The 24620-nt window shown below is 54.9% G+C and carries 16 protein-coding genes; 5 read left to right on the top strand and 11 right to left on the bottom strand.

Features of this window, described 5'->3' with window-relative positions; all coding sequences use genetic code 11:
- Positions 1 to 27: 27 nt before the first annotated feature.
- The 5 genes from Fuma_RS33725 to nusA all read right to left on the bottom strand — a co-directional run bounded on the left by Fuma_RS33725 (position 28) and on the right by nusA (position 8986).
- On the bottom strand, positions 28 to 2439 hold the full coding sequence (locus Fuma_RS33725; protein ID WP_083732507.1) for a tetratricopeptide repeat protein: 2412 nt from the start codon (positions 2437 to 2439) through the stop codon (positions 28 to 30).
- Between the two features lie 339 nt (positions 2440 to 2778).
- Entirely contained in the window at positions 2779 to 3702 is a 924-nt protein-coding gene (locus Fuma_RS33720) for an HhH-GDP family DNA glycosylase (protein ID WP_077027986.1), read from the bottom strand.
- 133 nt (positions 3703 to 3835) lie between these two features.
- Positions 3836 to 4222 (bottom strand): 30S ribosome-binding factor RbfA, encoded by a 387-nt coding sequence (gene rbfA, locus Fuma_RS33715; RefSeq protein WP_077027985.1) that lies wholly within the window; start codon positions 4220 to 4222, stop codon positions 3836 to 3838.
- Between the two features lie 110 nt (positions 4223 to 4332).
- Positions 4333 to 7179 (bottom strand): translation initiation factor IF-2, encoded by a 2847-nt coding sequence (infB, locus tag Fuma_RS33710; protein WP_077027984.1) that lies wholly within the window; start codon positions 7177 to 7179, stop codon positions 4333 to 4335.
- Positions 7180 to 7429: 250 nt separating this feature from the next.
- Positions 7430 to 8986, bottom strand: coding sequence for a transcription termination factor NusA (nusA, locus tag Fuma_RS33705; protein ID WP_077027983.1), 1557 nt, complete (start codon positions 8984 to 8986; stop codon positions 7430 to 7432).
- Between the two features lie 681 nt (positions 8987 to 9667).
- Here nusA and Fuma_RS33700 point away from each other — a divergent pair.
- Positions 9668 to 10717, top strand: coding sequence for a hypothetical protein (locus Fuma_RS33700; RefSeq protein ID WP_077027982.1), 1050 nt, complete (start codon positions 9668 to 9670; stop codon positions 10715 to 10717).
- A 123-nt stretch (positions 10718 to 10840) separates the two neighbouring features.
- Positions 10841 to 11815: a YncE family protein gene (locus Fuma_RS33695; protein WP_077027981.1), complete on the top strand. Its 975-nt coding sequence runs from the start codon at positions 10841 to 10843 to the stop codon at positions 11813 to 11815.
- Between the two features lie 283 nt (positions 11816 to 12098).
- Here the strand turns inward: Fuma_RS33695 and Fuma_RS36080 are convergent, their stop codons facing one another.
- The 4 genes from Fuma_RS36080 to recA all read right to left on the bottom strand — a co-directional run bounded on the left by Fuma_RS36080 (position 12099) and on the right by recA (position 17003).
- Positions 12099 to 12449: a hypothetical protein gene (locus Fuma_RS36080; protein ID WP_218922350.1), complete on the bottom strand. Its 351-nt coding sequence runs from the start codon at positions 12447 to 12449 to the stop codon at positions 12099 to 12101.
- Between the two features lie 278 nt (positions 12450 to 12727).
- Entirely contained in the window at positions 12728 to 13708 is a 981-nt protein-coding gene (locus Fuma_RS33685; RefSeq protein WP_077027979.1) for a DUF1559 domain-containing protein, read from the bottom strand.
- Positions 13709 to 13752: 44 nt separating this feature from the next.
- Entirely contained in the window at positions 13753 to 15336 is a 1584-nt protein-coding gene (locus tag Fuma_RS33680) for a sialidase family protein (protein ID WP_077027978.1), read from the bottom strand.
- 584 nt (positions 15337 to 15920) lie between these two features.
- Entirely contained in the window at positions 15921 to 17003 is a 1083-nt protein-coding gene (gene recA, locus Fuma_RS33675) for a recombinase RecA (protein ID WP_077027977.1), read from the bottom strand.
- A gap of 324 nt (positions 17004 to 17327) precedes the next feature.
- On the opposite strand from recA, the gene Fuma_RS33670 reads away from it, so the two are divergent.
- On the top strand, positions 17328 to 18878 hold the full coding sequence (locus Fuma_RS33670) for a sulfatase family protein (protein WP_077028725.1): 1551 nt from the start codon (positions 17328 to 17330) through the stop codon (positions 18876 to 18878).
- Positions 18879 to 18975: 97 nt separating this feature from the next.
- Here Fuma_RS33670 and Fuma_RS33665 read toward each other — a convergent pair whose 3' ends face one another.
- Positions 18976 to 19233, bottom strand: a complete 258-nt coding sequence (locus Fuma_RS33665; protein ID WP_218922349.1) for a hypothetical protein — start codon at positions 19231 to 19233, stop codon at positions 18976 to 18978.
- Entirely contained in the window at positions 19230 to 20672 is a 1443-nt protein-coding gene (locus tag Fuma_RS33660; protein WP_218922515.1) for a YeiH family protein, read from the bottom strand. The genes Fuma_RS33665 and Fuma_RS33660 overlap by 4 nt, the downstream gene beginning before the upstream one ends.
- A 191-nt stretch (positions 20673 to 20863) precedes the next feature.
- On the opposite strand from Fuma_RS33660, the gene Fuma_RS33655 reads away from it, so the two are divergent.
- Positions 20864 to 23221: a DUF1592 domain-containing protein gene (locus Fuma_RS33655; RefSeq protein ID WP_077027974.1), complete on the top strand. Its 2358-nt coding sequence runs from the start codon at positions 20864 to 20866 to the stop codon at positions 23219 to 23221.
- 92 nt (positions 23222 to 23313) lie between these two features.
- Positions 23314 to 24573: a DUF1552 domain-containing protein gene (locus Fuma_RS33650; protein WP_077027973.1), complete on the top strand. Its 1260-nt coding sequence runs from the start codon at positions 23314 to 23316 to the stop codon at positions 24571 to 24573.
- Positions 24574 to 24620: the final 47 nt, after the last annotated feature.

The following is a 24620-nucleotide window of genomic DNA, read 5'->3' as shown; positions in this document are numbered from 1 at the left end:
GTGGTGATCGTGCAAGTATAAGTGAGCTTACTCAGCCAGTTTCTTCGTCAATCGGTCGACAACAGACTGATCGGGAATCGCTGCTTTTTGTTCGACTTCCAGCGCTTCCTGCCACGACTTCTTAGCTTCGTCCATTTGGCCGAGTGCCTTCTGAACGTCTCCCAAGTGATCAATAATTGTAGAATCGCGGTAGTCCGGATCCGACGTCGCTTTGGTTAACGCTTCCAGAGCTTCCTCATGCTTACCAAGTCGATACAGGACCCATCCGAGGCTGTCCAGATACGCAGGGTTGTCCGGTTCCGCTTTCACAGCGATCTGGATCATTTTCTCTGCCTGCTCCAGCTTTTTGTTTTGCTCAGCATACAGATAACCCAGGTCGTTATTGACGCCGGGATCGTCCGGGCTTTCGGCGTACACTTCTTCAAGAATTCGTTCGCCGTTTTTCATATCGCCCTTCTGCACATAGGCATTGGACAATGCCGTGCGACCGCGTCGCAGGTGTTCCGGAGTGATTTCGGGCATGGAAAGCAGTTCGTTGTATTCGGCGATGGCCTCATCCCATCGAGCCATCTGAGTGTATAGCGCTGCCAGCAGCAAGCGGCTCGCGCCTTGGCGTTCTGTGTCTCCCCTGGCCACAGAATGTTGCACAGCCTGCTTCAGGGTCTGTTCAGCATCCGACAACTTTTCTGCTCGTAACTGAGTCCAGCCGAGCTGGTACGTGAACAATGGGTTTTCCGGGGCCAGCTTCAACGCTGACTGCAGGACCTCGATGGCACCTTCGTAGTTCTTGTTCTGCTCTTCAGCTGCGGCAAGCAGGTATAGCGCCATCGCCTGGTTATTGGCTGGAAGTCCGGGCACCGCCAATAGTTTTCGAAATGTATCGACAGCCTCCGCTGGCTTGTCCTGCAGGTACTGAAGCCGTCCCAGACGGGTCATCGCTTCGATGCCCACAGCCAACTCGGGATTCTGATCCAGCGTCGCCTTAAGCAGGGCCTCCTCCTGCTCCGGCAGGTCCAGCGATTCCGCCGTTGCCAGTTCACTGTAGAAGAATGTCGCCGTGGGATGTTGTTCTGTCGCGCTGTCCTGTAACGACGCGACCGCTTCATCGACAACTTTCTTTCCAAAGCCCGGATCGTTGGCGATCAGAGCCAGCAGTGGCGCCAGTTCCTGAATCTGAATGCGTGCTCGCAGCGCCTTTTGCACGCTCTTTAGCAATGATGCGGCATCCTGCTTCGCGATGTCGACACGAATCAATCCCAGATAGGCATCGGCGTCCGCCGTCGAATCGATAATTTCGCGATAGACTTTTGTGGCTGCGTCGGTGTCTCCTTTGTTGACCAGTCGATCCCCCAAAAACAGCTTCACCGTTACCGCGTCGTTTGTATCTACCGCCAGTTCTTCCAACCGGGCGGTCACTTTCGACGATTCCGATTTGGCGTCATACAGATCGCTCAGTAACTGAAGTGAGTCGCGACTGCGTTCGTTAGTTTCGAAATACCGATCAAGGTTCTTGATAGCTTTGTCGAGCTCATCCATTCGATACTGAGTTAGAGCCAGCCAGTAGTGATATTCGCCCGGGCGATCTTCGTTGACTCGAGCCAGCGCCGAAAACGCCGACTTCGCATCGTCGTAGCGACCGACCTCAAGCATCACCTTCCCGACTGTGTCGTAACCAGTCACGCGGTCGGTCATCAGTTTTTGGTGTTCTCGAAAATCGAGGCCAAAGTCTTCCGGTCGTTCCAAAGCGTTCAGGATCACCTTGTAACTCTCAGCCGCTTTCCCAGCGTCACCCACCTGAATATAAAGCCGGCCTCGCACAGAATGTATGCTGACAAATTGCGGCGAATTATGCTCTAACGTGCTGGAATTCAGAGCCTCTTCGATCAACGTGGCCGCAGCCGCTGGATCGCGACTGGCCAGCATCAAAATCGCAAGCTGGATGCGAGTTTCGAAATCGTTTTTGTCCAGTTCGATGGCTTTGCGAGCCATCTGTTCCGCCTGTTCAATGCGGCCCAGTCGCATTAACAATAGCGCGTGCGCCTTGACGGGTTCGGCAGCGGTCGGGTCTGCTTCGGCAGCCTTGGCATACGCTTTTAAGGCGTCGTCCAGCTTTCCATTTTTCTGAGCCGCCACGCCGGCCATATACGCCGCCATGGCACGTTTCTTTGCACCGTCAGGTTTGCGCAGAGGATCTTTCAGTTCGCGTGTCGCGTCGTCGCCCGGTTGGCGAGGCACGGACAGCTCTTTGTCGGGCTGCTTCGCGTCAGAATCTGATTTTGCGGCTGCGGGTTCATCACCGGCAACGGGCGCTGGCTTTTCTGGCGAAGGAGCGGGGGTTTCATCAGCTGCAGCCGGTGTCACGCAAAGACTGGCCGGGCCGCTCATGAGAACGACAAGCACTGCTGAGATCGCAAATTGCGAGGGGCGGAGTATCATCATGGAAGCCCTTCAGAAAATCACAAACAGGAAAAGGCGACGTTCGGGACTTCGCCTGTGACCGATGAGATTGTCGCCGATTCATATCGATCTGGAAAGGCTGGACTCCCAGATCGAACGCGGCTCTGCCGACCGTGACAGCTGTCGAACCAATTGCCCACGACCTGGCGTTACCGGTTTGCCCTAGTTCGATATTAGGCAGGAGGACGAAAGATGCCACGCTTTTCGGTGAATCACTGTGTGCGACTGTCCCCCATTCCCCGGCACTGAATTCAGGGAAAGGAAACCGACAAGCCCCGAAGTCATCGGCTGATGGCCGTAGAATACTCGGCAGACCTGTACCTACTTCTTCTTCCGCACGACCTTCTTCTTCGTCGCTGGTTTGGTGGCTTTTGCTGCCGGCTTTTTTGTCGCCTTCGCTTTGGGAGTCGTTTTTGCAGCAGCTTTGCCCGACGTGCTGGCTTTGGTCGCAGGTGCCTTCTTAACCGACGAAGATTTCTTTTTCGCGTCTGCTTTCTTTTCCGTTTTTGCTGGCACCTTCTTCGCGGGCTTCCGTTTTCGGGGTGCTTTTAACGTGGCCAGACGTTTTTCGACCTGCAGCACGTCGAATTCTTCTTCGTCGTAGTCATCTTCGATGCGAGATTCGAATTTTGGATCGGTTGCGAAGCACCGCAGAAGGTGCGTAAATCCGAATGCATCGGCCTTGCGAACGCCCGCTTTCAGAAAATCAGAGGCGTCTTCTATGCTGCTGTCAGGAGGCACGATTCCCAGATGAATGGCCGCACGATGCGTGCAGTGGTCAAGGCATATGACGTGGCTGCCGAGGACCTGCTGCATTGTGAAGCTGGAAACGAAGGGAGACAGGTAGTCGATCTTCTTCAGCCGTTTTTGTGCCGATTCCAACGTCAGCTTGCTGAGTTTTTCGAAGTCGAAAGAGTAAGTGCTTTCGAACACAAAACGCAGAATGGAGCGGATTCTCAGGCCCTTCCAGTCTGCTTTTTTCAGGTCTCCCAGTGTGCTTTCCAGTTCGCCAACGGAACTGACACGGATCTCATTCAGGTCGAAATACGACTTCAAGAGTTGTTCGTAGCCAGCTTCGGCGCGGTCCCATGGGTTGTCTTCCAGACAAACCGCGAACAACATGGTCTCAAGAACTGGCAACTTCAGCTTTGGAACTGACTTGCCATACTCCTTCTGCAAAATCGTTGTCAGCTTTTTGCAGGCTTGAGCTTTGTCGCTAGCTTTAGTTGCGGATGCCGGTGGCATTTTGTTTTCCTGTGACGCCGGGAGTGAATTCAAAAAAGGCGTGCGAGTCTGGCACGGTCCGTTCGGAGTGCCGCGGGCACATCTTTCTCAATCGACCGACGGGCGTGTTTATTTGCGGTCGATCGATGCTGTGTTAAGTGGCCGGTGGTTGTTCTTCGTTGTCAGCTTCGTCTTCCGGATCGGTCAGGACTTCATTCAGAATTCGCGTCGCTTCGAACGATTTCTGAATTCCATGATCGATCTCGAAACGCAGTTCGGGAGTATAGCGGGTTTTGACACGGTCAGCGACTTTCGACTGCAGGTAACCTCGCGCCGAATTCAGTCCATGCAATGTGAGTGATTTCTCTTTAGGAGTCCCCATGACAGAAATCCGCACGGTTGCGTAACGCAGATCCGGGCTGACGTCAGCACCCAGCACGGTCACGTTCTGGATCCGCGGATCGCGCAGTTCCTGAAGAATACAGACGCTCACGACTTCGCGAATGACGGAAGCGACTCGGGCTGTGCGGCGTGATGACATGAAGCTCTCCTGGGAAATGACGTGATGAGTTCAGGAAAAACGCTCGGCAATGATAAGCCGAACGCTGTTGCGCTACCGGAACGATGGCGGCTTGAGACCAAGCCGCACGTTTAGGACAGCGTTCTTTGAATCTCGTCAATGCGAAACGCTTCCAGCAGATCGCCTTCCTTTACGTCGTTAAAGCCATCCAGTCGGATACCGCATTCCATGCCCTCCCGAACCTCTTTCACGTCATCCTTCTCGCGTTTCAGTGAACTTAACCGATAGTCGTTCAATACCGCATTGTCGCGAACGACATGAACACGATTGTCACGGCTGATGGTGCCATTGATCACTCGACACCCGGCGATCGTCCCAAAACGGCTGACACTGAATGTTTGCAGCACGATGGCTCGCCCGGTGGTGACTTCCTTCTTCTCTGGCCGCAACATGCCTTCCAGGGACAGGCGAATCTGCTCCGTCACTTCGTAGATAATGTTGTACCGTCGAATCTCCACGCCTTCTTTTTCTGCCAACTGCTCGGCTCGATCTTCAGCAACTACATGGAACGCGATGATGATGGCATCGGCCGCGCTGGCCAGGTAGACATCGCTTTCGTTGACGCCGCCGACACCCTGATGAATGATCGCCACCTGTACTTCAGGATGTTCAAACTTGCCGAGTTCGCCTCGAATGGCTTCGAGTGAACCGGGAGAGTCTGCTTTCACGATCAGTGGCAGTGTCTGCATGCCTTCGCCTTCGCGAGCAGCACTCAGAATGTCTTCCAAAGTTCGTGGCTTGCCACGTGTGGAAAGCACTTCGGCTCGGCCTTCGTGCAGGCGAGTTTCCGCGACCTGCCGCGCTTCTTCGATGTCTTCCATCACGAAGAAGTGGACGCCAGCCGTTGGCACTTCGTTCAACCCCGCCACCTTCACAGGTCGAGACGGGCCAGCTTCTGAAATTTCGTTGTCCTGATCGTCGTAGATCGCTCGGATGCGGCCGTAAGTGGTCCCACACAACACGTCGTCGCCAACTTTCAGAGTTCCCTTTTGAACAATCAGCCATGCAATGACGCCACGACCTTCGTCACGGAACGCTTCCAGACACGCACCGACCGCGCGACGATCCGGATTGGCTCGGTACTCGTGCAGTTCGGCCGTCAACTGGATGGTTTCGACCAGTTCGTCCAGGCCCAATCCTGTTTCGCCTGAGGTGCGAATGACTTCGTATTCGCCGCCCCATTCTGATGGCAGCATGTCGTGTTGAGCCAGTTGCTGCAGCGTTTTCTGGTCGTCGACCTCTGGCAGGTCCATCTTGTTCAACGCGACGATGATTGGAACGCCAGCGTTCTTGGCGTGGCTGATACACTCTTCCGTTTGAGGCATCACGCCGTCGTCAGCAGCAATGACCAGCACGATAATGTCGGTCACGTTTGCTCCGCGAGCACGCATTTCTCCGAACGCCGCGTGGCCAGGCGTGTCAACAAACGTTAGTGCCTGCTCATCGTGTTCAATCTGATAAGCAGCGATGTGCTGAGTAATACCGCCCGCTTCACCGGCGGCAACATTGGCACTGCGAAGTCGGTCGACCAGCGTTGTCTTACCGTGGTCCACATGGCCGAGAATGGTGATGATTGGCGGACGCCATTCCATCGTGTCCTCGTCATCGTCGTGGTCCAGCGATGCCAGCAGTTCGGCTTCGATATCGCGGCCGCGTTTGATCTCCAGGTCGACACCCAGCTCCATCGCGACTTCCAGCGCGTCTTCTTCGCCCAGTTCGTCGTTGATGGTGACCATTTTGCCATCCTGGAAGAAGTAGCCCATGATGGACTTGGCAGGACGACCGATAGCTTCCGACAAATTTCGTACCGTGATCGGAAACTCAATTTGAGCACTGGTCTTCAGATCGACGTGGCTGGTTCGCTTTTTCCGGCGAATGCGTTTTTCACTGCGAGCTTTCTCACGAGATTCACGCAGTTCCTTCAGCAGCGACCCCTTACGAGCCCCCTGCCGTTTTCCGCCGGCCTGGCCAGGACGCGTATCGCCTTCGTGCTCGGCACGCACCTTTTTCAACTGACGCAACTGATCCGCCAGCGGACTGGACCGGTCAACAATATTCTCCAGCGAGATATCCGGCTTCATCGCCTTCTCGGTGGATTTCTTAGGCTTGGCCTTAACGACTGGCGCTTGATACGTCGGCGGCGCAGCGACCAGTGGGCGAGAAGGCTTTTCTTTGCCTCGCGGCGGTTCCGCAGCCTGCTCACGATCTTTAACCGAAGCAATTGGCTTCATTTCGCGTCGAGCGGGGCTCTTCATGCGCTGCAGTGGCGAAGCAGCTTTTTGCGGTGCCTTTGGAGCTGGCTCCGGCGCGCGTTTCGCGGCTGGGGAACTGGCTTCTGGTGCAGATTCGGACTCTGCCTGCTCAGGTTGCGCAGCTTCCGCCTCAGCCACAGGGGCGGCGGCTTCAGGTGTCTCTTCTTCTTCCGGCGCGTCCGTATCAGCCGATTCCTCCTCGGCAACAGGAGCAGCCTCAACAGTTTCAGCTTCAGCCGGGCTCGCAACCGCCTCAGCGGCGACTTCCTCAGCTTCAGACGGCTTAGTCGCTTCAGTTTCGGCCGCAACAACCTCGGGCAATTCCGCCACGTCTGCAGCGTCGGGCGTTTCAGCCGCGGCCGGTTCTGGCTCTGGCTGCGGCTCAGGCTCCTCAACGGAGCGGCTGACTTTAGGTGGCAGCACCTGAATGTCGCGAACTTTGCCCGCGTTGAGATCGCGAGTTGGGGTGAGCGATTCGGGCGTTTTCTCTTTTGGCCCGTCTTTCGAGTCGCGATTCTTTATGAATGCGACAATCTGATCTTTCTCTTCCGGCGTTATCGTGGCCAGCGCATTACGAAGAGGAACTCCTGCTTCATCGCAGAGTCCGAGCAAAACCTTGCTGTCGAGGCCAAGTTCTCTGGCCAAAGCAAAGATACGAATCTTCAAAACAACTACCCCTTGGACGCGTCGCGAAATCGGCACTGTGGCAGATCACTGCGCGGTCGACATGGACCGGTGGCCTGAAAGCCAGCCTCCGGTACACTTCAGCTTGCATCGGAAATTATGAACGATAATGTGTTGGTCATGCTGCTATGGGCTCACGAAATTTTCGTCAGCTTTCAAAATTTTTATAGTGAGAAAGCACTCTCCCGGACATTGTTGGTTTACGAATTCACTGAGAATTAACCACAGTCGGTCATTCACTCTTTTCCTCAGCCGCATCAGGCTCTGGTTCGTCTTCGCCAGCTTCGCCATCCGGGACTGCCGGCGTATCGCTATCAGCACTGTCGCCTTCAGCCGCTTCCACCACGGGCGTCTCTTCACCACCATCGGCTGCAGGTGCCTCACCGTCGGCAGCTGGCTCGTCAGCCCCCGCCGCTGAATCTTCCTTAGACTCACTCGCAGCTGGCTCTGATGCATCCTCAGCTTGCTGTGCGGTTTCCTCAGCAGCAGGCTCGCCTTCTGGTGCAGCCGCTTCTGTTTCGGCTTCCGCTTCTGCCTTGGCAGCAGCCGCTTTTTCGTCGGCCACTCGCTTTTGTTCTGGTGTCGGTGGAGGATTCAGTTTTCGAGCCGCTGCCTCCGCGATTTCTTCCTTTTCGATTCTCAGGCTTTCGACGTCTGCGAACTCAATAATCGTCTCCACGTCCTCCTGAGTCAGGCCGCCCATGTCCAGCAATTCATCTGGTTCGATCACAGACAGGTCGTCGAACGTGAAGAAGCCCTGCGAAACGAGGTTTTCACACAAATCGGCGGGCATTCTCGGAACCGCACTGAACGCTTCGATTGAGATATCCAGCTGCTCATCCAGCGATTCCTGAGTCATCACGTTGATGTCCCAGCCGCAAAGCTTGGATGCCAATCGAACATTTTGGCCGCGACGCCCAATGGCTAGCGACAATTGATCGTCGCGAACCAGCACGATCACTTTACCCAGCATGGGGCAAAGAATCACGTCCTCAACTTCAGCTGGCTGCAGAGCGTTCGGGACAAGAATTTGAAGGCTGTCATTCCAGCGAACGATGTCAATCCGTTCTCCGTTCAGCTCTTCAACAATGCTCCGAATCCTCGCCCCACGCACGCCCACGCACGCACCCACACAGTCGATCGCAGCGTCGGATGACGACACCGCCACCTTCGAGCGATGTCCGGCTTCGCGAGCGATGGATCGAGTTTCGATAATGCGGTCGTTTACTTCCGGGATTTCGACTTCAAACAATCGCCGAACGAAGTCAGCGTGCGTTCGCGACAAAATGACCCGGACTCGAGAACCCGCCTTCTTGACGTCCAGTACGATCGCTCGCACTCGGTCGCCCACGCGGTAATTTTCTTTATTGATCTGCTCGCTGCGAGGAAGAATAGCCTCAACCTTGCCCAGATTAACAATAACCGTGCCTCGGTCGACACGCGTGACTGCACCGGTGACGAGCTGACTTTTTAGGTCTTGAAATTCTTCGTATTGAGCATCGCGTTCTGCTTCGCGGATGCGCTGAATCATCACCTGCTTGGCGGTTTGAGCTGAAATTCGCCCCAGCAGGTCACCAATCAACTCCGGCTCAAGCAGCGCACCATCACACGTCAGCGATGGTTCGCCTGTATCGCGATCGATGCGCACTTCAAGCACTTCTTCTTCCGAAAAGTGCTTACGAGCGGCCGACAGAATGGCCTGCTCAATGCCTTCGAAGACGATTTCCTTGTCGATTGCTTTGTCGCGATGAATCGCGTCCACAATCCTTTTGATTTCGTCGCCGTTCATTTCCCGAAACCGTTTCGTCCTGACAATATACAAAAAAAAGTGGGACCGAATCCCACTTTTCAGCGTCGATGCCCACCGGGACCATCGACGAATCACGCCTGCTGTGACCACAAAAGCTTGAAAGCAAATCTGTCACAACTACAGGAATGGGTGTACTTACATACTACTCATGATCATTTCCTGCCTGCCGCCGCCTCTTTCAAGGCGGAACGTGTCGAATACGCGAGCCAATATGGGCACTCGATTCCTCCCGACTCCGATGTCGGATCGCGGAACAATATCGACGCATCCACTAACTGTCAAGTATTAGTGGCGTTTCCGGCACGGGGACTCATTATTGCAAACCATCACACCTCTAGCAGTGTTGAGGTGCGATGGCGTCGGGGCTCCATTGCCAAAATCCCATTCAGCGATTTCAAGGGAATGTGTCTGAGAAAACCTGCCAGCTCGGCAGGTGCTGGGGGTGGGTTGGGTGGCGCATAAGTCGCTGAAGATCCGGCGCCGCAACCGCACCGCGGTCGACGCTATGAAAAACCTGCGGCTGGAGCGTTTACCGTCTGACTTAATAGACTGCCCGAAAAAAATGTGGTCGGCGACAGGCGGACCGGACTTGCAGCAGCACACTTTCTGATCAGACTTCGGACCAGCATGTTTCCCCAGTAGAAAGTCCGTGGACCAACCATGATTGACCTTACGCAATCCGTTTCCGCATCGCCATTGGTGCACACTGCTCCTCGCGACCCCGGCGTTGAGTGGACCAGCCGGTCCGTTGCGATTGACGCGCCGCCGGACACTGACGTTAATCCCTCTCCTGACGCACTTTGGCCCGCCAATGCGGCACGGAGCGGCGTGTGCGGGGCCGTAAGTCCGCGCGTCGTCGCTCTGCCGGGCGGCGGTTACCGCTTGTACTATACGCAGATGCTTCCCCGCACCGGATTTCCGAAAGGGGCCAATGACTACGACAATGCCACCTCGCGAATTCTGAGCGCCAGGTCGGTCGATGGCGACAACTGGATTCCGGAACCCGGTGTCCGCCTTTCACCTCAACAAGGCGGTGCTGGAGACTTTCGTGTCGTGTCGTCCGAAGTCGTGCCATTGACTGACGGTCAACGGCTACGCATGTACTACGAATGCTGCGCTGGTCCACAATCGCAACAGAATTCTATCCGCAGTGCGATATCCAGCGACGGCCTGAACTGGATTGTGGAGACGGGGGCTCGCTTCGAACTAAGCGGCTGCAACGTCTCTTCGCCACGCATCCAGTTTCTTAACGACGGACGATGGCGACTGTATTGCAATGAACGAGGCAAAGGGATCATCAGTGCGGTTTCTGATGACGAAGGCATCTCGTTTCGGAAGGAGCCTGGAATTCGCGTCGCTGAGAATTCTCCGTTCGATCGACACGCAGCCTTTGCGTGTGAGATCCTGCGTCTGCCGAGCGGAAGTTACCGCATGTATTACGCAGGCTATGGCGAACCGTCGCGGGCCGACATTTTGACGGCAGTTTCAGAGGATGGCTTGAGCTGGGAAAAGGCGTCCGAACCAGTACTCTTGCCTGGATCAACGACATGGGATGCGGTGAAACGCTCTGAGATGTGCGTGATTTGGAATTCGCAAGCCCCGACAAGCCCCGAGCCATTCCGCATGTTATACGAAGCGTGCGATGGCACAGCAGATGGGCAGCGAGGCGTCTGGCGAATCGCCAGTGCTAATAGCATTCCGCCTTCATAACATACAAGCTCATCGACGTTCCTGGCAGCATCCGTGGTTTTACGATCGTGTGAGCTGCGGATACGATCAAGCGAATTGTTACTCACGACTTGCTCAATTCTTTTTGCCGGATCTCACTGTCCCATGAATATAATTCGCGCGATATTTGCAGTTTTAAATTTGGCATGGCTGGGGGCAAGCCTGGCTGAGGCTGAAGAGAACGTTTCGCTGAGTGACGTACAGGTTGCTGAATACGCACCGATCAACGGTTCGTTCCCGGGATGCACGCAAATCATCTTCAGTGGCAAGCACGAAATCGTGACGACAGGCGGCAAACTGTTTCACCGCACCGATTCACAGGCACCGTTTCGCGAGTCGGCCATCAGCGGGCTGAAAGACGCGCATGCCGTCGTCTTTAACCCGCGCAATCGATTGTTCTATGCCACAGACACGGGAAACCATCGCCTCATAACTTTTGGCGATCCGGCCGTTCCCAAAGTGCATGGCAGCATGAATTCCCTCGCAGAGATCAAACTCCAACGTCCTCACGACATCGTGTTTGGCGAATCCACCGGATGGATCTACTCGCTGAACCCAGACAGCGCTCAGGTGTTTCGTTTCAGAAATGAGGGCGAGATGGCGGGGGTGCTCGATCTGTCCGCGCATCTCGGCTATTCGCGCGCTCTCACGATTGTCGACGGCAGACTGTACGTCGTTGGCTCAAGTGCGGGGGCAGTGGTCGAAGTTGTTGATTTCGGCAAGCAGCAATACGAAATTCACAACAGCTTCGAAAAGAAGAAAGATGCGCCGGCTGGTAGCTGGAAGTCGACGGGGCTGGTGTTGAACGATGTGGATTTCTTTAACGGCCACTGGTATGCCACCTCGTATTTCTGCCCTTCATACGCTGGCAGCAACAACTGCGACGAGAACAAATTTATTCGTTTTAAGACCTGGCAGGATTTCAAAAAAGGGACATGGGAAGATCTTAGCCATCTACTCCCCGAAAAAATCGTGCCGTACTATCTCACGCCGCACAAAGAAGCATTGTTCATTGCGGTTTTCAACCACGAAGTCCGGGGTACTTTCGACAAGGTCTACCGCCTGACGGAATCGAAATAGACCACGAGTTGACGCCAACACCTCGCAACCCCCAGTCAACTGAGCAAGCGCGGGAATCAAACGATCGCTGCCACGGCCTCGTCTCGCTTGGGCCTTACCTGCCAAAGTCAAACCTTCATGCTGCCGCGTCTGTGCAGGCGGTCAGGCCAATATCCCAGACGCAACGAAGCGACCAGCTAGAGCAATTTACGTTTTGTTGTGGACGGTTCTGGCTCGTGGGAACCGGCCCTCGCAGGACCAAAACAGATTTCCGCGGCCACAAGTCAGCGTGAAACGCTGTGAGTTACTTTGTTAGCAATTCAAATGTAAATTCATTGTCGCCGTCCAGCGTGACTTCTTCAGACAGTTTCGTTTCTGAGTTGTATTGAACCGGAATAGATTCGACGATTTCGGTCGCCGGGTTCTCGGCGCTGATTGGGTCCCCTGGAATACCGCCCGCAACCGTTGCCTTTCCTGCAACTTCCTGAGGAGACGAAATCGAAATATCTTTCCGCCCAGGAGTGGACGGAAACAAAAACTCGCCTTCAGTGATCTGACCGGCGTAAGTCTTCTCGACTCCTGCGGCGTCTTTGAAGAGGATCTGCCCCGAAGGAACCGGTGTGCCATCCAGTGTTACGACGCCGGATACCGACACCGTGGCAGGTCCGGTCGAACCACCGCAACCTGAAACCACCAGGGCGCTAACCGCAACACAGCAGAGAGACAGGCGGCAAAATTTAGCTGTGCACATCGGGGCGGCAAATGCAAGAAAATGTAGCGTCGCCATCAATCTTCGCATGACTGCAGCAAGGTCTTTGAGAACCGGGCGAGGGAAGTTATCGGTGTGCGCGGGATGGCCGCCGCTGTCACATCTATGGGTCAATTCAGAATCTCCCTTAATGGTCAAACTGCGTCGCTGAATGTGTGGTTCCATTAGTATTCGCCTAAGACTTCGCCGCCGCCTCGCGTGGCCAGTCCTTGCCAGATTGACAGCGCGATGTTCTCGGAGACAAACCGCGTCGATCCGTCTGCGAGAATGATATGTACTCCGCCAGTGTGCATACTTCTGGCATAGACACCGGCGTTGGTTCCCGTTCCACCGATGGTGACGCACGGTGCCTTGGGTGTTGTTGTATTCAGGCAGGTGTGAATACGGTCTGCGACTGGCGTGTTTGGGTTTTCTGCGGCGGTGAAGATCGGGCCGCCCCAGTAGCCGTTCCAGTACTGACCGGGAGCACCGTACTCCAGACCTGTGCCCCGTGAAACAGATTCACTGCCCATCGTTGTATTGCTTGTCCCATCTGTCACATCTCTCATCCTTGTGGACGACTGAAAATAGAACATTCCGTTCCGCCTATTGCCGTGCAATGCGGAGGGCCATCCACCGTATGTTCCCAGGTTGTCCGACCCCATACACATCAAGTAATTGCCCTGAAAACCATTGGCGTGGCCGGGGCCAGCCAGCGATCCACTATTTGGGTCTGAAGGGCACATGAAGGCGGGAACTCGCAGCTGCCGAATCGCTGCCGGAGCACGATAAACTTCATTGTCCCCGCCAACCGCAGCTCCGGCCGCAAAGAAATTCGAGATCGACTGATAGACCGCAGATTGATCGATGAGTGGCAGGGTTTGATGAAACCATCCGCTGCCGTGCATGCCGGCAGATTTATAAACATGGCCCGTTCCGGAAAATACTCCGCACGGGAACACGCGATGAGTATCGTGATAGTTGTGCATCGCCAGTCCGATCTGTTTCATGTTGTTCTTGCACTGAGTCCGCCGGGCGGCTTCACGAGCCTGCTGGACCGCTGGCAATAACAGCGCAATCAGGATGGCGATTATCGCTATGACGACAAGAAGTTCGATGAGCGTGAATCCACGCGCACGCTTTATACGAGAATTAGATTCTCTCATTGCAGGAGTCTTTTCTTAGTTAAAATGCAAAACAAAACGAGACTTCATTGTGATGGCGGGATCCATTCGAGTCCGGAATCAGTGATTCGGAAACGCTTGGAACGAATGCTGGATCCACTGCCTTCTTCGTAATAAACAATTAGCACGCTGCCGTCCTTCAGATTGACCATGGATGGGTAGGCACCGATAACTCCATCCACCACGATATTGTCACTCCAGGACTGACACTCATCGCGACTAAACCGCAAACTGGTATTGGGGATTCGAAATGCCAACACAATCACGTCATCGTTTGTACGTAGAAAGTAGGGACAGTGGCCGGGGAAACCCATCGGCTTCGAAACTGTCCACGTGGCTCCACGATCTTTCGAAGTGGAATACGCCATCTGCGGCCGTTGAGCGGCGTAAAGCGTGCCATCGCGCAGTTCGATGAGGTCCGTTTCTGCATCCAGACGAACACCAGCATTGTTGATGAGCACTTCTGGCTGCCACGTGTCGCCGTCGTCGTCACTAAAGACGACCGCCCCGTGCGAATCGCTTTTGGCACCGGTATACAGCCCCAAAATTAAACGTCCGCCAGTCAGTTGTCGGATTGGGGAACTGCAATATTGAGACTCGGAAATCTGCTGAGGTTCAGACCATGTGGTTCCCATGTCATCAGACGTGATAATCCAGGAACCCAGACCGGTATATTTCTCTCCCGGAAGTCCTTTGCGCAATGAAAAGAAGTTGCAAATCAGTCGACCGCTTTTCGTCTGCATAATAGAAGGATCGCGGTCATCATCTGGTCCATCATATAGCGTGGCTGCGTTGGACCACGTCTGGCCTTCGTCGTCTGAAAGGCAGTAAGAAATGCGCCCGCCTTTAGGCAGCTGCTCATTAGGAAGAGCGATGTGGCCATAGCCGGCGTAGAACACGCACATCAGGCGACCGTCGCTCAGGCGACAGATATCCGGGAATGCTTCGTATCCGCCAGCACCAGCATCTTCACATACGAACGAATAACTCGGCAATGGAACGTGGAATTCTTCGGCGGGCTTCCTTGAGGCCCCGGACACGCGAATGTCCTTGACGCGAACCAGCCCCTGGCTGCCGTAAAACCCGATTCGCCCGCCCTTAAGATTGTCGTCCTGAACCTCGTACAGCAAGTTTCCATTCAGCGACACGCGCAGCGTGTTGCCCGAACACTCGACCTGCCCTTCGTGCCATTCACCGGCCGGTTTTTTGAGGCCTGAGGCTCGCTTGATCTCTGTCCATTCACTCGCTTCGCTGTGTCGAACCAGAATCGCCTGACCGCGATCGAAGTGCACGTAGTAATAACTGCTGCCATCAACAGCACGAACAATGAATCCGCAAGACAACACACCTTTTGGCTGTGGTTCGACGAAGAACTTTGCCGTGAGTTTCACATCGCTCCATTCAAGAGGCGAATAGAACGCGCGGGAAATCTTCTGGCGACCGTCGAGGATCAACGTGCCGTCGTCCAGACTCGCAGTCTTGTCCAAGAGTATCCAGTCTGCGGTGGCGTTTACCTGCCCGAGGTCAATGGCAAGATCGTCGTTTGCAGAGGCTGTAATGGAGCTCGTAGCAAAGCTGTACGCAAGCAGCAAAGCAATGGAAAAACGCATTGGAAGTTTTTCTAGCGCATGCGGCACTGGTGGGAGGTGTGCCGGTAAAAAATGCGGAGGGAGTTGGGAGATGCACTGGTGGGGTATGAGGTGGGGTACGGCAACGTCGTGCCGTTCTTCGATCGTAAGCAAGCCGCGCTACAGATTGCAATTCGATAAAGCATCTTAGCCAGGATGCGATAAAAGCAGTCGATGCAACAATTCCACATGAAAGCAAGATTGTGGCAAGCAAGACGCAAGCCGACTGCGCTCTAAATCACAACAGTGGCATGCTGAGAGATAAGTGCCAGGACGATTACTAAGGAGACTTGCGACCGCTTCGACCTGCGTCAGCTTTGGGAACTGGAGGCTCGTAGCAATCGAAAGCAGGACGAAAACGAAGGTGGACTACGTGTTCCCTGGTCGCCTCGCAGAACATCGAGCGCCGAAAAATGAAGTGGCTTTCCGGCACGTAACCCGAACCTCGCACCTTTCACGAACGCGCTACTCGCCTTTCATACGCCAAAGCAACGTTGCAGGAACTTTCGAACAGATCACAAAGCGGACTGCTGAAAGTTCCTGCCGTGGCTGATCTGCCTTTCGGATTAGGACTGTTCCTCAACAATCTCGGCGTCCGAAGCTTCTGCCGGTGTTGTCGGAAATCCCTTCGCTGCCAGAACTTTATTCCGCACTTCGATCACGACATCCGGGTTCTCTTCCAGAAAAGTTCGCGCGCGGTCCCGGCCTTGCCCGAGTTTATTCTTGCCGTAGCTAAACCAGCTTCCGCTGCGGTCGATGATTTTTTCTTCAACCGCCAGATCCAGCAGGTCAGCTTCCATGCTGATGCCGCTGGTGTTGTACATGTCGAACTCAGCAATACGAAACGGCGGAGCAACTTTGTTCTTCACGATTTTCGCACGCATGCGAATACCGATTTGTACGTCTCCATCCTTCAGCGACGAAATCCGCCGCACGTCGACGCGAGCCGAACTGTAGAACTTCAGAGCTCGACCGCCGGGCGTCGTTTCCGGGCTGCCGAACATCACACCGATCTTTTCACGAATCTGGTTGATGAAGATTACCGTGGTCTTCGCCTTGGATATCGCGCCCGTCAGCTTCCTCATCGCCTGGCTCATCATCCGTGCCTGCAGGCCCACATGAGTATCGCCAATCTCGCCGTCCAGTTCCGCTTTCGGCACAAGTGCCGCAACGGAATCCACCACGATTAAGTCGACGGCGTTCGACTTGATCAGCATCTCGGCAATCTGCAGACCTTCTTCACCGTACGATGGCTGACTCACCAGCAGGTCATCCAGGTTCACGCCAATTTTTCGCGCCCACGAAGGATCCAGTGCATGTTCCGCATCGATGAACGCTGCGATCCCGCCGGCCTTTTGAGCACTCGCGATCGTGTGCAGAGCCAGCGTGGTTTTACCGCTGGATTCAGGTCCGTAAAGTTCGATGATGCGGCCGCGCGGAAAACCTCGTCCGCCCAGGGCCAGGTCCAGCGACAGTGCGCCAGTTGAAATCCCTGGAATACCACCCGACCCGGTGGCATTCAGCTTCATGATGGAGCCTTCGCCGAACTGCTTCTCAATCTGCCCGAGGGCGTTGTCCAGCAGCGCTTTGCCATCGGTACCTGTTGGTGCGCTCCGTGCCGGTGTCGATTTGCTTCTCGCTTTTGCCATTTCTGAATTGTCTCCGTATGTTAGAACAGGCCCACAGGAACTGGATTGCTGGGTGGAAAGTTAGAGGATTCGCCCCGCATTTGCAAAACCCGGGCGCAAAAACAAGGAATGCAGTCTGGGCGAGCGGGGCGCGATAGTGTAGGCGGCGAATGGCTAAATTCCGTCCGTGGAATTCAGAAAGTCGCACAAAACGCGATAGGTTGATTGAAGTCGGGCAGACGACAACGGATTCCGTCCTCTGTAGGATGCAGGCTGAATTGGTTGGTCCACTGGTTTCCGGCGGTGGACGATTGGCTGTTCTTAGCACCGAACAAAGGATCATTCATGCGTCGAGTTCATTTATCCGTTGTGACCTTGCTGATGCAGATGTCGGTCTGTGGGTTTGTAGCCGCTGCAGAAGTTGACGTTCAGAAAATTGACGGCGCGAAGCCGATGAATGTCGTCTTTATACTGTCGGATGATCATCGCTATGACGTGATGAGTTTTCTCGGACATCCATGGGCCGAAACTCCCGCCATGGACGCTCTGGCAAAAGAAGGCGTGTACTTCGAAAAGGCAATGGTCACCACGTCACTGTGTTCGCCCAGTCGAGCGTCCATATTGACTGGTCAGTATATGCACAACCACGGCGTGGTCGACAATAACGTGCTCACGCCGGAAGGCACGGTCTTCTTTCCGGAATATCTGCAGGCGGCGGGCTACACGACCGGCTATTTCGGCAAGTGGCACATGGGCGGTCACTCCGATGCACCTCGCCCCGGGTTCGATAAATGGGTGTCGTTTCGCGGACAGGGGCATTACTACCCGCCAGAACACCTGAAGAAGTGGTCGCTGAACGTCGACGGCAAGTCGGTCCCTCAAAAAGGCTACATCACCGACGAACTCACCGACTACGCCCTCGACTGGATGGATTCATCTGTCAAAGGAGGCGACAAACCGTTCTTCGTGTATCTGTCGCACAAAGGCGTCCATGGAATGTTTCATCCGGCCAAACGCCACGAAGGGCGCTACAAGGGCAAGCCACTGCCAAAGCCGAAGACGATGGCCAACACCGATGAGAACTATCGCAACAAACCGATGTGGCTAAAGAACCAGCGTAACAGCTGGCACGGTGTTGAATTCTCATATCATCAGGACACCGACATCGCAGAACATTACCGCTTGTATTGCGAAGCGTTGTTGAGCGTCGATGAATCGATCGCGAAGGTTCGCCAGTGGCTGAAGGACAATGGCCTGGCCGACAACACGATGGTGCTGTACATGGGCGACAACGGATTTCAGTGGGGCGAACACGGACTGATCGACAAACGTACGGCGTACGAAGCATCGATGCGAGTTCCCCTGGTGGGCGTGTGCCCGAACGTGTGGAAGCCCGGCACCGTTGTGAAGGAGGTCGTCGCAAATATCGATATCGGCCCAACAATTCTCGAGGCGGCTGGCGTGAAGACGCCCGATCAAATGGACGGGCAAAGCTTTCTTCAACTGGCTGCCGGAAAGACGAAGGCTGTCGACTGGCGTCAAAATCTGTTGTACGAATATTACTGGGAATACAACTTCCCTCAGACACCAACAACGTTTGCGTTGCGAACACCGGAGTACAAATTCATCCAGTATCACGGCGTCTGGGACCTGGACGAACTCTACGACATGAAGAATGATCCTCATGAAGAGCACAACCTGATTTTCAACGATGATCAACAGCCTCGCATCCGAAAAATGCGAGCGGACCTGCACAAGATTCTGGCAGAATCCGATGCGGCTCGCGTGCCGTTCAGCCACAAGCGTTCGATGGGCTCTAACCTTAGATTAAAAAGCGGTTCGGAACCGGCTGACTTCCCGCCTCAGTTGTTGCGCAATCAAAACGCGAAGGATTGAAGGCCTTGCACGTGAATGGCTAATCAAAGCAGAAGCCCGGCTTGTCGAAGGGCCGGGCTTCAATCGTTTTAGCGCGACAGCAAATCGTACGCCGCGTCTATCGGCGTTCCAGCCGTCGCAGGATCGGCTCCATCGCTTCCAGCTCTGTATAGTACATAGCGCTGGGGTCGATACCCTGTTCGTCGAGTTCATTCAAGTGCTGCTGCATTGTTGGCTGATTCGCCCACCACGGCAGAACCGCCAGCCAAACCACTGCAATGAAGCTCACGCACACCACCAACCGTGCCGGGCCTGAGGCGACGGAAGCGGTTGACGTCTGATGTGCGCCGGACGGCGATTCTGCCTGCGACATCATTTCACCAACTCCTGCACCATGTCTTTGAACACGACGTGGAACATGAGCCACGCCATGAACAGCGTCAGGCACAGGTTAAGTGACTGACCGCAAACATACAGAATCAACGGCTTGCCGCCTTTCAGGTGAGGCAGCAGTTCGCGAAAGTTGGTGTCCAGCCCGATACTCACGAAGGCCAGGCAGAAGAACCAGCCTCGGAATGTTTTTGTGCTGCCCTTGATCACGGAATCCACGATCTCGGGCCCGGCCGCCATTGTGGAATGCAGAATGGAGAACAAGATCGACGCGACCACGAAGCCAAGCACGAATTTTGGGAACCGATACCAGATTTCCATCAGGCTCGGCTTCGCGCCGGATTCATCAGCTTCGACCTTCGTCGTCCAGTAAACCGCCACACAAAAAGCAGTGACGCCGATCAGGATGTTCTGAATCATTTTCACAGTGGCAGCGACTTCCATCGCTCGTTCACCAAGAGCCGCTCCGGCCGCGGCGACGGCCCCAGTCGAATCGATCGTGCCGCCCATCCACGCACCGCCGAGCACTTCGTCCATTCCGGTGGCCGTGATGACCATCGGCATGACGATCATCATGATCACTGTAAAAGTGAGCGACATGCCGATCGAGAGTGACAATTCTTCTTTCTTAGCCTTGCACGCAGCCGCCGTCGCAATGGCGGCTGACACACCGCAAACAGACATGTCGGCTGAGATCACCATGTTCAACGATCGCGATTCGATCTTCAGGACCTTCTGCCCGAAAATGTAGGTGCTGATGAGAACAATCGGCGTCACAACCCACGCCACGAAGATGCCGGGCAATCCAAGTGCCATCAACCGAGACATCAGGACCTCTGCGCCCAGAAGCACGAGCCCCGTCTTAATGTAAAATTCGGTCAGCACTCCCGCCTTCAAGCTGTTCGGCGTGCCGACCGTGTTGCTGATAATGAGTCCGACCAGCAGAGCCCACAAGGCGTATTCCAGGTTGTAGGCCTTCACCACACTGTGCCCAGCCATTGTGTAGGCGAGTGTCGCGAGCAGAAAAATGAATGGGAACGCCTTCAAAAAGGCCGCGCCCGACCTGCTGCGAATCTGCATCGCCAGGCCGAACAACACTGCGATGACGGCGAACACACCGAGAATTCCTAGCCAGGTGTGCGTCGCCGGTGCATCGTCGACCGCTGGCTTCGAAAAGGCATGCAGAGGCGAATCGGTCCACGAACCTGGCTTGGCCAGCCACGGTTTCAGCGGGTTCGAAATCTTGATTTCTTCGTTGGCCGCAAGAGTTTCAGCAATATTATCCGGGCGATTTACCCAGACGACAGCGAAGGCAATCAGAAGTAACAAAGCTCCGCACCAGATGGCCCACCAATCTTCGGCGGTTCGCATTTCCGTCAGTAGCGAACGGCGTTCTTGTTTCTCCGGTAATTCGTCGGTGGCCATCTTTTCTGCAGTCCTTGGAGACGTGGTGAGCATTGGGTCGCAGCCAGTTTACGCCGTGACCGGCGGGAAGCATTTCTATAGCGAAACGTGTTGCTTTTGAGAAGTGTTTGCAGACGCTGATTGTCGTTGTCGCACTGCGTGAGACCTGATCGGCTCTGGAGTGTCATCCGGCGGAACGGTACAATCGCGGGATGAAAACAGCCTTGCTACTAGCCATCGCCGTCACCAGCGTGCCGTCAACCGCCTGTGCGGATCCGTGGCACCAGCAACTGCAGCCATTTTTTACAGCTCATTGCCTGGACTGTCACGGCGACTCCGACGGCGACGGTGAACTCGATTTGTCAGCCTTGAAAACGGAGCTCTCGGACGCGGAAGCAACGCGGCGATGGACGCTGATTCACGATCGCATTGCGAATGGCGAAATGCCGCCGAAAGGCCAGCTTCGCCCCAAACCTGCGGAAGTCAAGAACACGCTCAACATTTTGAGCGACGCCTTAACGATGGCCCATCGGCGGCAGAACGATGTCGTATTCCGGCGTTTGAATCGGATCGAGTACGAGAACACGGTTCGCGATCTGTTTGGCATCTTCGTCGTCGTGAACCAGACTCTGCCCCAGGACACGTCCACATCTGGCTTTGACAACGTTGGCGAAGGACTGGCGGTTTCGGCTGAGGCAGCTCAGGCGTATTTAGAGGCGGCGGATATTGTGCTGGACGCTGTGTTTGGTCCATCAAAGAAGCCAAAGTACATTCAACACAAAACCAACCTCGCAACGCAGTCGACTCACGATGGCAAGCTGTTTAATGCCAAACAGATTGGAAAAATGTTTCGCCGAACGGACAAAGGGTTGGTCATATTCCAATCGAACTACTGCCCCACCAATCTGGTGAATTTCGCTCGCGAACGCCCGCCTGCCGGCACCTACCGCGGAACGCTGCAGGTGCGAGCCATTCAGAGTGACAAACCGGTGACCTTGCGAATTTACGGTGGCGACACGATCGTTGGGCGGCGAGAAAAACACGTCGTCGGGTATTACGACGTTCCGCCGGAATGGACAACAATTCAATTTACCGATCGCCTGGTTGAAGACAACGGGACCTTTCAACCAAAGTGTTACGGAACGCGCGATACTCGCAAAGATGCCGACACTTACCCTGAGCCCGGGCTTGAAATCGGCGATATCACCATCGAAGGCCCATTGGAAGAATGGCCGCCACCCAGCCGTGCAGCGCTGTTTGGCGACGTTGATCCGGAAATTGCGACCCTGGACGATGCAAAGCAAATTCTGAATCGCATTACTCCCAAAGCCTTTCGTCGCCCGGTTTCCGCTGAAGAAATGACACCATACTTCGATTTGGTCGAATCAGCGTTGGCGGCAGACCGGAGTTTCGAAGGCGCTTTAAGGCTGGCGTTGAAAGCGATCCTGTGTTCGCCCGAGTTTCTGTTTTTAGATGAGCCGGCCACCGAACAGATCAGCCAACACGCGATTGCCTCTCGGCTGTCATACTTCCTGTGGTCGTCCTTGCCGGACGACGAACTGCTGGCTCTAGCCGACGCGGGCAGTTTGAACGACGCCGAGGTGTTGCAACAACAGGTCGAACGCCTGTTGAAAGATGACCGCTCGAAAGCCTTCACAGAAAATTTCGTGGGGCAATGGCTGGACTTGCGAGACATCAATTTCACATCGCCAGATGCGAACTTGTATCCTGAATTCGACGAATTACTGCAGATTTCAATGATCGAAGAAACTCGCCTGTTCTTCAACGAAGTGTTGCACCAGAACCTAAGCCTGATGAACTTCGTCGACTCCGACTTCACGTTTCTGAACGAACGCCTCGCGAAGCACTACAACATCCCCGGTATCCATGGCCATACGATTTACCGCAAGGTTGACTTGCCCGAAGACAGCGTGCGAGGCGGAGTCCTGACTCAAGCCAGCGTGTTGAAGGTCACGGCCAACGGCACGAATACGTCGCCGGTCACTCGAGGCATGTGGGTGCTGGAGAACATCATGGGGCAGCATGTTTCTCCGCCGCCATCAAACGTCGGATCCGTCGAACCTGATATTCGCGGTGCGACGACGCTGCGAGAACAGCTTGCGAAACACCGAAACGTGGAATCGTGTGCAGCATGCCACAACAAGATCGATCCGGCCGGCTTTGCGTTGGAAAACTTTGACGTGATCGGTGGCTATCGAGACCGTTATCGAACACTGGGCGAAGGCGAACGTCCGAGCTTCGGGCAGGATCCAAACACGTTCGCCTGGGTGCGATATCGGATCGGGCGGCCGGTCGATGCAACAGGCCAAACTCCGGATGGCACGGCCTTTCGCAACATTCGCGAGCTTAAGCAAATCCTCTTACAGGACCAGGAATCAATCGCCCGAGGTCTCACAGAAAAACTCATCACGTACGCCCTGGGTCGTCGCGTTGGTTTTTCGGATCGCCTTGTGATTGAACAAATCGTGAAGAACATCGCTGCCCAAAATTACGGCTTCCGCACGTTGGTGCATGAAGTTGTCCAGAGCGATTTGTTGCAAAGACCATGACCATGCGTGCCTCGCCGTCACACAGCCAACGGTTGCTCCGTGGCCTTTGATTAAAGAGCAACCGAGCAACGAAAAAGTCCGAAAGAAGTTTCATGCCATCACTCACTCGACGAACTTTGCTTCAAGCATCCGGCGTTGCCGTTAGTCTCCCGCTGCTGGAGGCGACTCAACCCGCTGCGTTTTCCGACACGGCCACGAGCAGGCGACGCATGGTCGCTGTGAACGTGGGGCTTGGGCTGCACGGGCCAAATATCGTTCCGCAACAAGCTGGTCGTGACTACGAACTTCCCACGTACCTACAAGTTTTGAAAGAGCATCGTGACAACTTCACGTTTATTTCCGGCAGCAGTCATCCCGAAGTCGGAGGCGGACATGCATCGGGCAAATCGTTTCTGACAGCGGCCAAACACCCGAACAGTGCTGGTTTTCAGAACTCCATTTCACTGGACCAGTACGCCGCTGACCGACTGGGCGCAGAAACGCGTTTTCGTTCACTGTCGCTGACGAGTTCCGGTCCCGGCTTGTCGTGGTCCCGTTCCGGCGTTGAAATTCCTGCCACCAGTTTTCCATCCCGAGTTTTCAAACAATTGTTTCTCGAAGGCAAACCGTCGGAAAAGGCTCACCAGGTCCAGCGACTGAAAGATGGACAAAGCGTGTTGGATGTGGTGATGGACAAAGCGAACCGCATGCAGCAGAAACTAAGCGGCCGCGATCGTGACAAGATCGACCAATACTTCAATGCCGTTCGCGAAGCCGAGCAACGTCTGGTGAAGGCCGAAGCGTGGGAGCACCGGCCGAAGCCAAAAGTTGACGTTGCCGCGCCACGTGACGAACCGGACCGCACAAAGATGATTGAACGAGCCGATCTGATATACGACATGATGCATCTGGCTTTGGAAACCGATTCGACTCGCTTCATCACCTTCTACGACACGGGCATGAACGCCGTGCCGACGATTCCCGGAGTCGACACGGATTATCACATGCTGTCTCATCACGGCAAGGATCCGACCAAGATTGAACAGCTGACGATTGTGGAAACTGAAATGATCAAATCGCTTGGCCGGTTCCTCAGCAAACTTACGGCGTCTCAAGAAGGCGGATCGACTCTGTTGGACAGCACGATGGTGTTGTTCGGATCGAACCTCGGTAACGCCAGCAGCCACGACACAAAGAACATGCCCATCCTTCTGGCTGGCGGAGGCTTCCGTCACGGTCAGCACTTGCAGTTCGACAGTGACAATAACTATCCGTTGCCGAAGCTCTACGTTTCCATGCTGCAAAGACTGGGCATAGAAACGGACGAGTTCGCAGACGCGGCAGGCACGATGGACGGGCTTGAGATGGCTTAGAGCAATTTACGTTTTGCTGTGGACGGTTCTGGCTCGTGGGAACCGGC

It is taken from the genome of Fuerstiella marisgermanici (assembly GCF_001983935.1).
Classification (GTDB): Bacteria; Planctomycetota; Planctomycetia; order Planctomycetales; family Planctomycetaceae; genus Fuerstiella; species Fuerstiella marisgermanici.
This window is presented reverse-complemented; position numbering and strand designations above follow the sequence as displayed.